This is a genomic window from Mesorhizobium escarrei (assembly GCF_935825525.1).
Classification (GTDB): Bacteria; Pseudomonadota; Alphaproteobacteria; order Rhizobiales; family Rhizobiaceae; genus Mesorhizobium; species Mesorhizobium escarrei.
Genome location: NZ_CAKXZT010000135.1, coordinates 36,160 through 51,005 on the forward strand (window position 1 = coordinate 36,160; position 14,846 = coordinate 51,005).

Here is a 14,846-nt window from a genome sequence, read left to right on the forward strand (position 1 = left end):
GCGGCATGCGGGGCTCGCAGCCGTCACAATCACAGTCGCCCGTGCCCCCTGCACGCTTCACGTCTGTTGCCGGTTGATTCAAAAGATGGACAAACTTGGTTAACCAATCCCTCTACCGATCGCCGATTAGGCGAACGTCTATGTCAAAAAAGGCTCCCTCCAAAACTATGAAAATAGCGGAAATGCCCTCCATGCCAGGCTTTGCTGCCCGTTTTTGCAGGCCAAGTCAACAAAGCGATAGGATTAGACCTTGCCTGGGCGGGGTCAGCTAAAGGCTGATACCTGCCAGCGCATGACCCCGAAACGAGGCCCGCGTCCTCCGTCGGAGGCGCGGGCCAGAAAGCCCCGCCGGCAGGCCGACCGGAGATGAGGGTCGACGAAGGACGATCTCGCCGGTTCGATCGAGGAACTCCGCAGCGGTCGCGGAGTTAGGCATATGAGCAACCAGTGCATAGGAGAGCTCTGATAGCACCGCGCAGAAAACTAGACGTTTCGTCCGAAGGCCCGACCATCGAACAGCAGGATTGGGACGCGATCAAAGGCGGCAAAATTCTACCGGACAGCGTGCCGGGAAACGCCGACATCCGCTACGACCTCGAGAAGGAGGCTGAACTGCCCGAGGAAGACGACGACAATCCGTACCAGGAGAGCGACGAGGCGCTGCCGGACGACGAAGAGGAACGCGCCCTCTCGCGCAACCCCTCGAAGCAAGATATCGACGAGCCGTGAACGGGGCCGATCTGCAGCGACAGAGCGTCACGACGGCGCAGAAGCTTTGAGGGCAGAGGGAGGCGCGAAGGATCACTACAGATCAGCATTTATGCTGAGCGGCTGCATTCTTCGGCTGACGTTACGGAATGGATCCCAGGGTCTGCGCCGCGCCGCTTCGCTCTTTGCTCCACCTAGGATGACAAAGGCGTCGTGGGCCAGCGACAGAAAAGGCCCCGAGGGAGGAAGCGCGGCCTTTTGTCCGAATGCCGTGCGAACGGCTTAGGTAGTCGCTGGAGTAGAACGACTGCGCTTCCAACCGTAGGCGGCGGATGTTGTTCCATCGAAACCGAAAAAGATGGCGCTCGTTCGCTGTTTCGCCGGCATTGCTGCTTGGATTGCCATCGGCCCGACCCGTCGATCACGATTTCTGTCTGACGGAACAACTCCAAAAAAGGCTCGTTGGATAATTATCATCGCACCCAGCGATGCAACTCCAATGGAGAGCCACCATGATGAAGAAAATTCTTTCTGCAACCGTACTCAGCATGGCCCTTGCCACTTCGGCGATGGCGCAATCAAGCGGTACTGGATCCGGCACCAACGATCCGGGAGCGGGCACCGGGACAGGCACTGGCACCATGGCTCCCGGCACCGATAATGCGACTCCTGCCGATCCGAACGTAACCGGTTCAACAACCGACGGCGGCGACGGCATGGGTGATCGGTGCAAGGAAACCGCAGGCGCCGATGCGAATACAAACTCCGCCAGTGGCACTGCAACTTCGGACATGGAGAATTGCCCGAAGTGACGGAGCTAGCGTTTGTTGTAGTGCCTTCGTTTAGGCATGATGCGCCCCACCACTTGTTAGACAAAGCCGGGAACCGGCTTTGTCTTGCCGCTTAATTGCGCGCCCAATGTCAGTGCCTGCGGAAAATTCCGGATAATTGCCGCCATCAAGGTGGCGTTACCTGGGGAAAGGGCGATTCTGGCAATCACTGCAGCGGCGTAGACCCGAGTTGAAAAGAGACTTTTCCAGGCCGCCTCGTAGCGTCTGCCGGCCGTCTTGCGCCCTGCGCGGCCGCCCGACGCGCAAGAGAGTTCGCAAGCCAGCAGCCAGCCGGACTGAAGCGCCATCGAGATGCCCTCGGCGATGACAGGATGAGATTCGCCGGCTGCATTGCCGACGCGAAAAATGTCGCGTTCGTAGCAGGAGCGAATTCCCGGCCGGATCGGACCTGCGGCAAGCCACGGCCCGTCGGCGTCAACTGACTCCAGCGCATCCCTCACTCCCCGACATGATTCCATCAGATGACGGGAGACCGCCTCGGCAGCCGACAAATGGCTCTGGTGTCTGGGGCCAGCTTGTTTGCGCAACCGTGCCAGCATATCGCGCCGAATGCAGCACGAGATCGACAGCCGGCCATGATCCGCCGAAACCATGCCGCCATAACCGCCAGGAAACACCAGCAGCGGCATCAAATCAGGCGCCAGCGACGACCCGGTGAAATGCGCCTTGAAGCCGAACAGGTCCGAAGGGCGGTTGGTCTTTCCGAGTTGGCTGGGCAGCGGTCCTGGCTCCCAGGAGCCGTGTGCGGCGACAATCACCGGCGCGCGCAACATCGTCACTTCGTTTCCGGCTTGAATTCGCACCAATTGCGCCTCGCCATCTGGGTCGATGGCGACGGCGCGGCAAGGCTGAAAGATTTCGACGCCCGCCGATCGCGCCGCCTGCAAAAGCAAAGAGTCGAAAATATCCCGGCCGAGCGCCCGGCCGAAGCCATCTTTTGCACCAAGTTCATCGTTTGTGGAGCGCCCGTCGTTTACGAGAGGCCCGTCGTTTGCGAGAGGCCCATCTTTTGCGAGAAGCCCGTCCTTTGCGGGAGGCCCATCTTTCGCAGGAGGCATCGGCGCCTCGACGCAGGTCTCGCCGGAAAAGAAGCCGACACGGCGGATTTCGGGGCCGGCATTGGCACGCCACGCTTCGCCGATCTCCAACTGGTCCAGAAGCGCACGATTGCTTGCCGATATGTATTCGCCGCAGACCTTGCGGCGCGGAAACGCGCTCTTTTCCACAATAGCCACGGCCCATCCGCGCCGAGCCAGCGTCAGCGCGACGGACGTGCCCGCCGGGCCGGCGCCCACGACGATCGCGTCATGGGTCGACAATCGCGTCATAGGTCATGACCGGCGCTGGCGCCGACGAAAATGTGGGAAAAAAGGCCGGCGCGTCGTTCCTCGACCGGTTTGCCGTCTGCCGCAAGCCAGAGACCGGAAAGCTCGCTGCCGCGAAAGCCGGCACGCACGCTTTGAGCCGCGTCGTTGAGTGTGACGTCACTGGCGCCGATTGCCGGGAGAAGACGGGTCGCGGCCAGCGCCAGTTTGGTTCGCAACGGCTCTGTCGCCAGCAGCAGCGGGGCCTTCGGCGCCATCAGCGAAAACAGACGCACGAGCTCGGCATCGTCGAAATGATGCAGAAACAGATTGACGGTGATCGCGTCGAACCGCGTGCCCTCATTCTTTCTCGCCCAGTCGAAGACATCGGCGGTGACGCCTTCGACCGTCCATCCCAGCCTGTCAAAATCACTGACCAATTGCGCGGTGATGAGGTCGACGCGGTCGAGCATTACCAGTTCGACCCCAGGCCAATGCCCGGCCATGCGCCGCGCCAACGCCAGCATGAAGGAGCCATCACCGGCGCCGATCTCCAAAATCCGGCGCGGCGGCCCTGGCACAAATTTCTGGAGCAGCGACGCCATGATCCTGGCCTGAAACATCAGCGCGTTGATGCGACGGAGGTCGCGCCGCGCCGCAAGCGCCCGCGGATCGTCGGCCGCAAGTCCGTCGAGGATTTCCGGCGCAAGCTGGCGGTGCTCCAGGCTGCTCATGACACCGTTCGGAAAAGCATGGTTTCGGCCGCCAGCCCGGGTCCGAACGACATGCCGCAGCCAAGCATGCCTGGTGGCGCCTTCAACATCTCTTTCATCACGAACATGACGGTCGCCGACGACATGTTTCCATATCGGCGCAACACCTCGCGCGATGGCTCCAGCGCGGTGGGCGCGAGATTCAGGGCCCGTTCGACGGCGTCGAGCACCGAACGTCCCCCCGGGTGCACGGCCCAGAGGTCGATCGCCTCGGTCGGCCGATCGCCGAGGATGGCGTCGTGATTGCTCCGCAGCGCTTCATGGATTGCTGCCGGGACCTGGCCGGAAAGAACCATTTCGAAGCCGTGGTCACTAATGCTCCAGCTCATCAGATCCCGCCGCTCATCCGCCACGATGCCGTAGAAGCTTTCGAGCTCGATGCCGTGCGGCTCGGCGGTGACGAGCGCAGCCGCACAGCCATCGCCCCAGAGGCAGAACGATAGCAGCTTTTCCAGTTCGCTGGTTTCCCGCAGATGCATCGTGCAGAGTTCGATATTGACCAGCAGGACCCTGGCCTGCGGGTCGGAGCGGACGATGTGGCGGGCAAGCTTGAGGCCGTTGATCGCCGCGTAGCAGCCCATGAAACCGATCATCGTGCGTTCGACCCTGTCCGGCAGGCCGCATCGCGCAACCAGCTCCAGGTCGATGCCTGGCGCTGAAAAACCGGTGCAGGTGGTAACGATGAGATGGGTGATGCGGGAAGCGCCGCCACCAAGCTTCAATCCGTCGACGCCTTTTTGCGCGAGAACAGGTGCGGCATGACAGAACATTGCCATTCTCTCGGCGGTTCCAGGAAAGGCGCCCCGGATGAACTTCCCGGCCAGATCTGCTGATGGTCCTTCGGGGTCGCCGGCAGGTGCAAAGCAGGAATAGCGGTGCTCGATGCCGGCGACGTCAACCATTCGTTTGAAAATTCTTCGGCGATCGGCCGCAAGCATGGAGGCCGCGAAACGCAGATAGAATTGATGAACTTCGTGCTCCGGCACCGCTGTCGCGATCCGGTTAATATACGCTTTGGCCGGCATATTCGGTCTCCTCGGCGTCGCGCACGGTATTTTTTAGGACCAGCGCCGGAGATTGTTTGGTCATCGGCACCAGGTGTTGGACAGCAGGCATTGAGTGTTGTTCGATGAACGTTTCTGAGAACTGATTTCATCCCACCTGTGCTGTTGCCGGGCGATGCTGCGGTTCGCTGGCACTAGGAACATAGGCTCCATTACCGAGGCGTCCACCAAAAGCCCGCTTTCGGGCCGAGGCGCCATTGCGTCCCGCCCTCACCGGGCACGGTCTTTTTGCTGATCGATGGAACATTAGCGCATACTCACAGTTGTAGGATGACAGCGAATATCTCCCGGATATTGGCTGCTGGATCGGGGCCCGGCCCGCGCTCCTCCAGAGGCGCGGGCTTTCCCGATCCTAAGAACAATTGCCGGCTTGAAGCCCAACTTTGGGAACAATGGCCAGCTGCCATAAGGCTCGCGGTAAAGACAAGGAGAGCTGTCATGAACAATATCATCTGGCTGGTCGGGGCCGTCGTTATCGTAATAGCGATACTCAGCTTCCTTGGCCTTCGTTAGGATTCGCCTTTAGCGAAAATCCGACGCGTGAGTAGGCAGTTACGTGGGTCGGCTCTGGAACCCACATGGGGTCCGCAGGCCTAGCAGCTATCCGCGCTAACGACCCCGCTCCTTCACCGGGCGAAGTTCCCTGCCCGACCCATACCCCTCCAAGACCCAGCGCTCTCATTGGACGCCGCGTCTCCTGTGCGGCGCCGATTGACGTAGCGGTGCCTTTTCATCATTGTCCTGTTGCTGCCTCCGAGGTTCAGCAATGAAGCGCAGTCTCGCTTTCGGTGTGATTGTCATCGCCGTCGTCGGCCTGCTGGGCGGCGGCGCACTTTTGATTGCCGGCCAGTCCAGAGTTTCGCAAGACGCGATCCAGTCGTCGGTTACCCGCACCCCTGAATTGATCGACAGCGCCTGGAAGCTGCCCGTGGCTGCCACGTTCAATGCCGACGTCACATGGCAATCAAACGGATCAAGGTGCGGCCCGGCAAGTGTCGCAAACACATTCCGCTCCATCGGCGAGGGGGAGACAACCGAAGCCGAGGTCCTCGCGGGAACGGGAATGTGCTGGACAGGCTTTTGCATCATTGGCCTCACACTGGACGAGCTTGCCGAGGTCGCTCGAACGAACACCAAGCGGAAAGTCTCCGTGCTTCGAAATCTGAGCGCCGATGCATTTCGCGAGCACATGAAGCGCGCCAACGATCCCGGCCGCCGTTACATCGTCAACTTTACCCGTGAGAAGATTTTCGGCGCCGGCGCTGGCCATTTTTCCCCGGTGGGAGGATATCTGGAGGCCGAGGACATGGTTTTCGTCCTCGATGTAAACGAGGACTACAAGCCTTGGCTGGTCGAGCGTGAGCGCCTGTTCTCAGCCATGGACACAATCGATAGCGATGGCGACAAGAAACGCGGCCTGCTGCTGATCGAGTAGCATTGTCGCAAGCAGTTTCGATCGCCTTGTCTTCAATCGACCAGCACGGCGACCACGGCGGTGCAGTCGCCCGCCTTGACCAGTCCGGGGAAATGTCGGGCAGCCAATAGACCCGACATCCTTGCCCTGATCTCCTGAGGTGCGGCACCCGTGCGGCCAATGGAGTGGATGCGCGCCAGGACCTGGCCCTCTTCGACAGGCTCGCCGAGATCGATCATCGTTTCGATCATCCCGTCGTCCTCGGCAAACGAAAAGCAATCGCCCGACGGCATGTCCAGCCAGCGGGTCGGCTGCATCTCGACCGCACCGGCGACGATGCCGGCATGGCGCAGCACATTCAGCACGCCGCGACGCGCGATCCGCACCGTTTCCGCGCGCGAAGTCCCACCACCGCCAAGTTCAGTGGTGATGAACAGCTTGCCCATCTCTTCGGCGGCAGTGTCGAACATGCCGACCGCATCGATCTCCAGCATCTTCATCGACCACGGCGCCGAGAACGCTTCGACCGCGGCGAAACCCTTCGCCTCCAGCTCCTTGTCGGGGCGGGTATGGGCGGCGCAGAACGGCACGAAGTCGAGCGTCTTGCCGCCGGAGTGGAAGTCGAGCGCGATGTCGGTGCGCGGCAAAAGTTCACGCTGGAAGTAATCGGCGATCTTCTCGGTCACCGTGCCGTCGGACCGGCCGGGAAAGCTGCGGTTCAGATTGCCCTTGTCGATCGGCGAGGTGCGGGTGCCGGCGCGGAACGCCGGATAGTTCATTGCCGGCACGATGATGACCGTGCCGCTGACTTGCTTGGGATCAAGCGTGCGGGCGAGATCGTAGAGCGCCAGCGGCCCCTCATATTCGTCGCCATGATTGCCGCCGGTGAGCAATGCGCTCGGCCCGCTGCCGTTGCGGATCACGCAGATCGGGATCATCACCGATCCCCAGGCCGAATCGTCACGGCTGTACGGCAGGCGCAGGAACCCGTGCTGCACGCCGTCGCGTTCGAAATCGACGGTCGACGTGATCGGTGATGGGCGAAGGTGGGACATCGGGCTCAATCCTTCACTACCAGCTTGCGCGGCACATTGGCCAGGCACTCGACCCCTGTCTCGGTGATCAGGATGGATTCGGTGATCTCGAGCCCCATCGTCTCCAGCCACAGGCCGGTCATGAAATGGAAGGTCATGCCGGGCTTCAGCTCGGTGCGGTCGCCGGGGCGCAGGCTCATAGTGCGCTCGCCCCAGTCCGGCGGATAGGAAAGCCCGATCGGATAACCGGTGCGGTTGTCCTTGACGATGCCGTATTTCTTCAGCACCGCGAAGAAGGCGTTGGCGATGTCTTCGCAGCTGTTGCCGGGCTTCGCCGCGGCCAACCCCGCCTCCATGCCTTCCAGCGTCGCCTTTTCGGCATCGAGGAATTCCTGCGTCGGTTTACCAAGGAACACAGTCCGCGAAAGCGGACAATGGTAGCGGTTGTAGCAGCCGGCAATCTCGAAGAAGGTGCCCTCGCCCGATTTCATCGGCCGGTCGTCCCAGGTCAGATGCGGCGCCGACGCATCGGCGCCCGACGGCAGCAGCGGCACGATCGCCGGGTAGTCGCCGCCAATCTTTCCCTCTGGCCCGTCGACGCCGCGCGTGCCGGCATCATAGATCTCGGCGACCAGATCGCATTTGCGCATGCCGACTTCGATCTTGTCGACGATGCGCCGGTGCATCGCTTCGACGATGCGGGCAGCCTTGCGCATATAGTCGATTTCGGTCGGGCTCTTCACCGCGCGCTGCCAGTTGACGAGTGCTGTGGCGTCGACGAAGCGGGCATTGGGCAGGTGTTTCTGCAGCGATGCGAAGGCGGCGGCCGAGAACCAATAATTGTCCATCTCGACGCCGATGCTGAGCTTGCCCCAGCCGCGATCGGCCAACACCTGCGAGAGAAAATCCATCGGGTGGCGTTCGGTCGACTGCACATAATGGTCGGCATAGCCAACGATGTTGTCGTGCGCGAGATAGGCGGTGCGCTTGGCGCCGTTGGCGTCCTGGCCGCGCCCGTACCACACCGGTTCGCCCGACGGCGGCACGATGACGGCCTGGTGCACATAGAATGACCAGCCATCATAGCCGGTCAGCCAGGCCATATTGGACGGGTCGCTGACAACAAGCAGTTCGACGCCCTTGGCCTCCATGGCCTTGCGTGTCTTGGCGAGGCGATCCGCATATTCGCCGCGCGAGAATTTCAAATTGGGCTGCATTGTTCTTGGTCCTCGTTTGTTGGGCCTTGCGGCCGGTATCAGCTTTCGAAAATCGTCCCGGCATTCCCCGCCCGCGCACGGTCGCGGGCGAGCGTGGCGATCGCCGTGTCCTGCACGCCGGTGCCGGTGAGGTCGGCGATGGTGATGTCGCTGTCCGAACGGCGGCCATGTCTATCGCCGGCGATGATCTGGCCGAGCTCGGTAATCTCGGCATCGGCCGCCATCACCCCCGTCGCGATGGCATGATGCAATTCGCCCAGCACCCGCGTCTGCTTCGCGCTGTCGGCGACGTAGAGATCGGCCATGCGCAGGATCGCCGGCGCGATCTCGTTCTTGTGCTCGGCGTCCGAGCCCATCGCGGTGATGTGCTGGCCGGCGGAGACGAAGCCGGCCTTGATCAGCGGCTCGGTCGAGGGGGTCGTGGTGACGATGATGTCGGCGCCGGCCGCCGCCTTTGCCGCGTCGGGCTCAGCATGCACGACAATGCCCAGCCGCTCGCGCAATGTGGCTGCCGCGGCTTCGGCCTTGGCGGCGTCCCTGGCCCAGATCCGGCCCTCGGCGATCGGCCGCACCAGCATAAGCGCCTCGAGCTGCAGTCCGGCCTGGACGCCGGCGCCGAAGATCGCAGCGATCGAAGTGTCGGCTCGCGAAAGATGTTTCGCCGCGACCGCTCCGGCCGCCGCCGTGCGGATGTCGGTCAAATAGCCATTGTCGAGCAGCAGCGCCTCGACCAGTCCGGTTTTTGACGACAGCAGCACCATCATGCCATTGACGCTGGGCAGGCCGAGCTTCGGATTGTCGAAGAAGCCGGGACTGATCTTGATCGCAAAACCGTCGATCCCAGGCACGTAGGCGGTCTTGACGTCGACCTCGCCGCGATGTTCGGGAATGTCGAGCCGCAGGATCGGCGGCATCGCCACCGGCACGGTGGCAAGCGCTCGGAACGCATTTTCGACGCAGGCGACGGCAGCGAGATCGAGCTTCACGATCGCGCGCAGTTCGGCTTCGGTGAGTATCGTCATGCGGCTCATGCGGCGCTCTCCTCAAATGATTCGCCACAAACGACTTTCCTGTGCAGCGTCATGTCGATGTTGCGGCCCGACAGAATGAGCACTGTGGGGCCGCTCGCCCTGACCTTGCCGGCAAGCACGGCGGCGATGCAAACCGCGCCGGCGCCTTCGACGATCTCGCGCTCCTGTTCATAGGCATGGCGGATGCCGGCGGCGATCTCGTCCTCGCTGAGCAGGATTACGTCGTTGAGCAGGTCGCGGCACATCGAGAAGGTCAGCCGGTTGTCGAGGCCGACGCCGCCTCCGAGCGAATCCGCCAGCGTTGGCAGTTCCTCGACCAAGACCGGATGTCCGGCGTCGAGGCTTGCCTTCATCGCCGCACCCCGCGCCATCGAAACGCCGATGACCTTCGTGCCGGGGCTGACGCCCTTCACAGCAGCGGCGACACCCGCCGCCAGCCCGCCGCCGGACAGCGGCACCAGCACCAGGGCGGCGCCCGCAATCTGCTCGATGATTTCTAGCCCAAGCGTACCTTGCCCGGCGATGATATCGGGATGGTCGAAGGGCGGCAGCATGACCAGACCGTCTTCCGCGACCAGCCGGTCGACTTCTTGCTGCGCATCGTCCTGGCTGTTGCCGACGATGCGGATCTCGGCACCGAGCCAGCGGATTTCGTCGAGCTTGTTCTGCGGCACCAGTCGCGACATGCAGATCGTCGCGCGCATGCCTTCGAGCTTCGCCGCATGAGCCAGCGCCCGGCCATGATTGCCGGTCGAGGCGGCGACCACGCCGCGCGCCTTCTCCTCGGCGTTCAGGGATGCGATGGCGTTCGAGGCACCACGCAGCTTGAAGCTGCCGGTGATCTGCCGATGTTCGAGCTTGAGATAAACAGGCGCGCCCAAGTGCGGGGAAAGACTCGGGGAAGGCACGGTCGGCGTGCGCTCGACCTTGCCGGCGATGCGCTCGCGGGCTGACTGGATATCCCGAAGGGTTACAGAGGGCATCATAATGGAACGGCCCGTTGCCAAGCACCCCCCTCTGGCCTGCCGGCCATCTCCCCCTCAAGGGGGGAGATCGGCAGTTCATGCACCGCCGCTCTTCCTGCAACGTCGACAAACGGCGAAAGCGTGGCAGCAGCTAATCTCCCCCCTTGAGGGGGAGATGCCAAGTGGTGGCAAAGAGGGCAGGCCAGAGGGGGGTGCTCGCTCATGCCGGACATCGCCTCATTGTCCCAACGGCAGCGTCATCAGACGGCCGAATTCGGCGCGCGGCTCGTCGTCGCCGCAGAGCCGCAGGCAGTTCCAGGCCGTTGCCTGATTGCTGGTCACCACCGGACGGCCGATCGCCTCTTTCATGCCCACGACGGCAAGTGCTGCCCGCAGCGCCGTGCAGGAGACGAACAGTGCGTCCGCTTGCGCATCGGTCGCCTCGCGCGCCAGATCGACCAGCGTGGCCGGCGCAATCCGCGCCATCTCGCGGTCGTCGTCGAAGCCGAGACAGCTGAAGCTGGCGATCTTGAAACCGTGCGCCGCGAAATAGCCGGCCATCGGTCGGCTGGTCTCGACCGTGTAGGGAGTAAGAATACTGATCGTCCTGGCGCCCAGCGCCTTCAAGCCGCGCACCCCTGCCATCGGCGGCGTAACCACCGGTACGCCGGGCTTGGCCGCCTGCACCGCCGCCTCGATCTCGGCATCGCCGATGACCACCGAGGCCGAGGTGCAGGAATAGCAGATCGCATCGAGCGGCTCGTCGGGCAGGATGAGCGCCGCGCCCGCCGTCAGCGACGGCTGCATCTTGCGCAAATTCTCCGGCGTCGTCGGATTGGCGTAGGGGATGCGCGCGACATAGACGCCGATGCGGTCGCTCGCCACCATGCGGCGAAAATCCGGTTCGGTCGTATGGTCGGTGGCAAGGATGATCAGGCCGACGCGCTTTTCCAGCGGACGCGCGTCGAGCGCCGGCCGTGTCGAGTGCAAGCGGATGTCGACTGGAGCGGTCACCACGCGCTCCTTGCCAACGGTTTGCCATAAAGCGAAAGCATCGCAGGAACCACTGTCATTTCTCAATCCGCCCGTAGCGGCGTTCCAGCCAGCGCAGCAGCACGACCGAGAAAAGGCTGATGACGAGGAAGAAGGCGCCGACCAGGGTCATCGGCTCGACATAGCGGTAATAGGTGTTGGCGACGCTCTTGGCCTGGTTCATCAGTTCCAGCACGGTGATCGCCGACAGCAGCGGCGTCTCCTTGAACATCGCGATGAAGTAGTTGGCAAGCGCCGGGATCATCGGCGGAATCGCCTGCGGCATGATGATGTGGGTCCAGGTCTGCCTGGCGTTGAGATTGCAGGCCTTGGCGGCTTCCCATTGGCCGCGCGGCACATTGTCGATGCCGGCGCGATAGACCTCGGCCGTGTAGGTGCCGTAGTGCAGCCCGAGGCCGATGACGCCCGCCACCAGTGGCGGCAGCAGGATGCCGATATCCGGCAGCACATAGAAGATGAAATAGAGCTGCACCAAGAGCGGCGTGCCGCGAATGAACTCGGCGAGGAAGCCTACGCTGCGCGACAAGCCCTTGTTCGGCGAGCGCCGCGCCAGCGCGATAGCCAGGCCGACCATCGCTGCCAGAACCGAACCGAGCAGCGTCGCCAGGATGGTGATCTTCACGCCCTCGATCAGGGTCGGCATGATCTCCCAGACGAAATTCCAATCCCACTCCATTATGAGGCCCGATCCATCAGACGCGCACCCCATCGAGGCCGCGCGCCATGCGGCGTTCCAGCGAACGCACGCCCCAGGAAATGATCAGCGCAAGGGCGAAATAGATGACGAGAATGGTGGTGAACGGCACCAGCGTGTTGCCGGTCTGCGAGCGCACCACCTGGGCTTGGAAGGTCAGGTCGGTGAGCGAGATCAGCGAAACCACTGCGGTGGCCTTGAGCAATTCGATGGCATTGTTGCCGAAGGTCGGCAGCATGACCAGCAGCGCCTGCGGCAGGATGACATGGCGCATGGCTTGCCAGCGGCCGAGATTGAGCGCGGTGCAGGCCTCGTACTGTTCGCGGCCGATCGACTGGATGGCGCCGCGCACCACCTCCGCGCCATAGGCGCCGACATTGAGGCCAAGCGCCAGCACGCCGGCCTGCAGCGGCGTCAGCGAAATGCCGACGAACGGCAGCACGAAATAGGCCCAGAACAGCTGAACGAAGATCGAGGTGCCGCGGAAGAATTCGATATAGGCGGTGGCCAGCGCCCGAATGGCGAAAAAACGCGACAGCCGCCCCAGCCCGGCGAGAAAGGCCATGATCAGGGCAAGCACCGACCCCATCAGCGTCAGCTCGATGGTAACAAGCGCTCCCTGCAATATCAGGCCGAAATAGCCGGACCATTGGGTCATGAAATCAAGAGTTTCCAACATTTACAGTTGTGCGAGGCGGTAGTCCTGGCCCCTTCTCCCCGTTCACGGGGAGAAGGTGCCGGTAGGCAGATGAGGGGCAGTGCCAGCTTCGCAGAACTTTGTGCTGCCCCTCATCCAGTCTTGTTTATGCATGCCGCCCAAAACCGCTGCGCACTTTTGGGCGGCATGCATTCGGGCCACCTTCTCCCCGTGAACGGGGAGAAGGAAAGAGGTGGCTACTTTGCCGAGCAGAGCTTATCGCGCGTCGTCGACATCGCTGCCGCTGCCGAGAAGCCGTAGGGCTCGATGATCTTGGCGAATTCGCCGGACTCCTTCAGCTTGGCCAGTTCGACGTCATAGGCGTCGCGCAGAGCCTCATCGCCCTTCTTGAACGCCGCGCCGTCGCAATAGACCGGCGCGCCGACCACCGGGGCGACGACTTCGAGGTTCGGATCATTGGCCTTCTTGACCAGATCGTTGATCGACAGCACCGGCAGCGAATAGGCATCGATGCGGCCGTCCTGCAGCATCTTCAGGCCGCTCTGGCCGTCCGGCACGACGATGACGCGGTCACGCGGCACGCCGGCAGTGAGCGCCAGCTTCTCCTCGGTGCCGCCGCCCGGCGCCCCGATCGTTGCGGTGGCATCCTTGGCGACATCCTCATAGCTCTTGAAGCCCTTCGGGTTGCCCTTCTTCACCAGCATGGCCTCGGCGTCGCACAGCACCGGCTCCGAATAAGCGACCGCCGCGCAGCGCTCCGGTTTCATGAACAGGCCGGCGGTGACGACATCGAAACGGCCGGCCTGCAGGCCGGGGATCATCGCGCCATATTCCGAGATCGAGGCGACGATGTCGTTGACACCAAGACGCTTGAAGATTTCACGGGCCACGTCGGGCGCCGCACCCGAAACCTTGCCGTCAGCCGCAACCGCCGTATAGGGCGGTTCATTGGCGATGGCGACACGGGCGAAGCCCTGTGCCTTGAGCTCTTCGAGCTTGCTGTCATCGGCCGATCCCGCGGTCGAAGCGGCCAGAATTGCGGTAAGTGCAACACCGGCCATGCCGGCCAGAATGCCAAGTTTCTTCATTGTTCCCAACTCCTTGCTTCTCTTCTTGGTTCGCTTTGGTCGAGACGGCTTCGCCGCCCCTTGAGGACGGCGTTGCCGCCTCTGACATGGCGGTCAGACGCGATGTCCGGCCGCGATGATCTTCTTCAGGAAGCCTTGCGTGCGCTCCTGCTTGGGATTGCGGAAAATCTCGTCGGGCTTGCCTTCTTCGACAATCTTGCCGCGGTCGAAGAACAAAACCCGGTCGGCGAAATCATGGGCAAAACCCATTTCGTGGGTGACCAGCAGCATGGTCATGTCGGTCTCGGAGCAGAGCCGCCACAAAACATTCAGCACCTCCTCGACCAGTTCCGGATCGAGCGCCGATGTCACCTCGTCAAACAGCATGATCCTGGGCTGCAGCGCCAAGGCGCGAGCGATGGCAACGCGCTGCTTCTGCCCGCCGGAAAGCTGCGCCGGCATCGCTTTCGCCTTGTCGGCCATGCCGACCATGTCGAGCAGTTCCATCGCCCGTTTTTCGGCGGCGGCGCGGGGCATGCCCTTGGTCAAGATCGGCGCCAGTGTGACGTTGTCGATGACGCTCTTGTGGGGAAACAGGTTGAACAGCTGGAAGACCATGCCGATCTTCTGGCGCATTCTTGCCAGATGCCGCTCGTCGGCGGGCAGCAACTGGCCGTTGCGCTCCATGTGGTAAAGCTGCTCGCCGTCGATCTGGATGTGGCCGCTGTCGATCCGCTCCAGCGTCATCAGGATGCGCAGGATCGTCGTCTTGCCCGATCCGGATGGGCCGATCAGCGCCAGCTTCTCGCGCGGCATGACCTGCATCGACAGGCCGTCCAGCACCTTGAAGGTACCGAAGCTTTTCGAAATGGCGTCGATCTTGATGATGGGCGCGGACAATGAATTCCCCGTGCTGAGAAGCTGATAGCTTCAACGATGCGGAACGCGCCAAATCATGTCAATCAGGAAAATAAACTCATGACAATGTTTCTGGCTCCGAGAATTTCGCGGCA

15 protein-coding genes are annotated in these 14,846 nt (G+C 62.5%); 3 read left to right on the plus strand and 12 right to left on the minus strand.

Features of this window, described 5'->3' with window-relative positions; genetic code table 11:
• The first annotated feature begins 447 nt into the window (after window positions 1-447).
• Both NMG80_RS20080 and NMG80_RS20085 read left to right on the plus strand, forming a co-directional pair.
• Window positions 448-729 carry a hypothetical protein gene (locus NMG80_RS20080; protein WP_254019704.1) on the plus strand — a complete coding sequence of 94 codons (282 nt, stop codon included), beginning with the start codon at window positions 448-450 and terminating at the stop codon, window positions 727-729.
• 491 nt (window positions 730-1,220) lie between these two features.
• Window positions 1,221-1,520 carry a hypothetical protein gene (locus NMG80_RS20085; RefSeq protein WP_254019705.1) on the plus strand — a complete coding sequence of 100 codons (300 nt, stop codon included), beginning with the start codon at window positions 1,221-1,223 and terminating at the stop codon, window positions 1,518-1,520.
• 56 nt (window positions 1,521-1,576) lie between these two features.
• On the opposite strand, the gene NMG80_RS20090 is transcribed toward NMG80_RS20085, so the two are convergent.
• From NMG80_RS20090 to NMG80_RS20100, 3 genes are read right to left on the minus strand one after another with little or no spacing between them, the layout of a single operon-like run.
• Complete coding sequence (locus NMG80_RS20090) at window positions 1,577-2,887, minus strand: NAD(P)/FAD-dependent oxidoreductase (protein ID WP_254019706.1); 1,311 nt, start codon at window positions 2,885-2,887, stop codon at window positions 1,577-1,579.
• Window positions 2,884-3,597 (minus strand): methyltransferase domain-containing protein, encoded by a 714-nt coding sequence (locus tag NMG80_RS20095; protein WP_254019707.1) that lies wholly within the window; start codon window positions 3,595-3,597, stop codon window positions 2,884-2,886. The genes NMG80_RS20090 and NMG80_RS20095 overlap by 4 nt, the downstream gene beginning before the upstream one ends.
• On the minus strand, window positions 3,594-4,661 hold the full coding sequence (locus NMG80_RS20100; RefSeq protein ID WP_254019708.1) for a type III polyketide synthase: 1,068 nt from the start codon (window positions 4,659-4,661) through the stop codon (window positions 3,594-3,596). The genes NMG80_RS20095 and NMG80_RS20100 overlap by 4 nt, the downstream gene beginning before the upstream one ends.
• Before the next feature lie 805 nt (window positions 4,662-5,466).
• On the opposite strand from NMG80_RS20100, the gene NMG80_RS20105 reads away from it, so the two are divergent.
• Window positions 5,467-6,135, plus strand: coding sequence for a phytochelatin synthase family protein (locus NMG80_RS20105; RefSeq protein WP_254019709.1), 669 nt, complete (start codon window positions 5,467-5,469; stop codon window positions 6,133-6,135).
• A 32-nt stretch (window positions 6,136-6,167) separates the two neighbouring features.
• Here the strand turns inward: NMG80_RS20105 and doeB are convergent, their stop codons facing one another.
• The 9 genes from doeB to ehuA all read right to left on the minus strand — a co-directional run bounded on the left by doeB (window position 6,168) and on the right by ehuA (window position 14,733).
• Window positions 6,168-7,169, minus strand: a complete 1,002-nt coding sequence (gene doeB / locus NMG80_RS20110) for a N(2)-acetyl-L-2,4-diaminobutanoate deacetylase DoeB (protein WP_254019710.1) — start codon at window positions 7,167-7,169, stop codon at window positions 6,168-6,170.
• 5 nt (window positions 7,170-7,174) lie between these two features.
• Window positions 7,175-8,365, minus strand: a complete 1,191-nt coding sequence (gene doeA / locus NMG80_RS20115; RefSeq protein ID WP_254019711.1) for an ectoine hydrolase DoeA — start codon at window positions 8,363-8,365, stop codon at window positions 7,175-7,177.
• Between the two features lie 38 nt (window positions 8,366-8,403).
• On the minus strand, window positions 8,404-9,396 hold the full coding sequence (gene eutC / locus NMG80_RS20120; RefSeq protein ID WP_254019712.1) for an ectoine utilization protein EutC: 993 nt from the start codon (window positions 9,394-9,396) through the stop codon (window positions 8,404-8,406).
• Window positions 9,393-10,379 carry a hydroxyectoine utilization dehydratase EutB gene (eutB, locus tag NMG80_RS20125; protein WP_254019784.1) on the minus strand — a complete coding sequence of 329 codons (987 nt, stop codon included), beginning with the start codon at window positions 10,377-10,379 and terminating at the stop codon, window positions 9,393-9,395. The genes eutC and eutB overlap by 4 nt, the downstream gene beginning before the upstream one ends.
• Window positions 10,380-10,598: 219 nt before the next feature.
• Window positions 10,599-11,375, minus strand: a complete 777-nt coding sequence (gene eutA / locus NMG80_RS20130) for an ectoine utilization protein EutA (RefSeq protein WP_254019713.1) — start codon at window positions 11,373-11,375, stop codon at window positions 10,599-10,601.
• Between the two features lie 55 nt (window positions 11,376-11,430).
• Window positions 11,431-12,090 carry an ectoine/hydroxyectoine ABC transporter permease subunit EhuD gene (gene ehuD, locus NMG80_RS20135; protein WP_027155679.1) on the minus strand — a complete coding sequence of 220 codons (660 nt, stop codon included), beginning with the start codon at window positions 12,088-12,090 and terminating at the stop codon, window positions 11,431-11,433.
• Between the two features lie 16 nt (window positions 12,091-12,106).
• Window positions 12,107-12,766, minus strand: a complete 660-nt coding sequence (gene ehuC, locus NMG80_RS20140; protein WP_254019714.1) for an ectoine/hydroxyectoine ABC transporter permease subunit EhuC — start codon at window positions 12,764-12,766, stop codon at window positions 12,107-12,109.
• A 236-nt stretch (window positions 12,767-13,002) separates the two neighbouring features.
• Window positions 13,003-13,854: an ectoine/hydroxyectoine ABC transporter substrate-binding protein EhuB gene (ehuB, locus tag NMG80_RS20145; RefSeq protein ID WP_254019715.1), complete on the minus strand. Its 852-nt coding sequence runs from the start codon at window positions 13,852-13,854 to the stop codon at window positions 13,003-13,005.
• A gap of 93 nt (window positions 13,855-13,947) precedes the next feature.
• Window positions 13,948-14,733, minus strand: a complete 786-nt coding sequence (gene ehuA / locus NMG80_RS20150) for an ectoine/hydroxyectoine ABC transporter ATP-binding protein EhuA (protein ID WP_287238644.1) — start codon at window positions 14,731-14,733, stop codon at window positions 13,948-13,950.
• Between the last annotated feature and the right edge of the window lie 113 nt (window positions 14,734-14,846).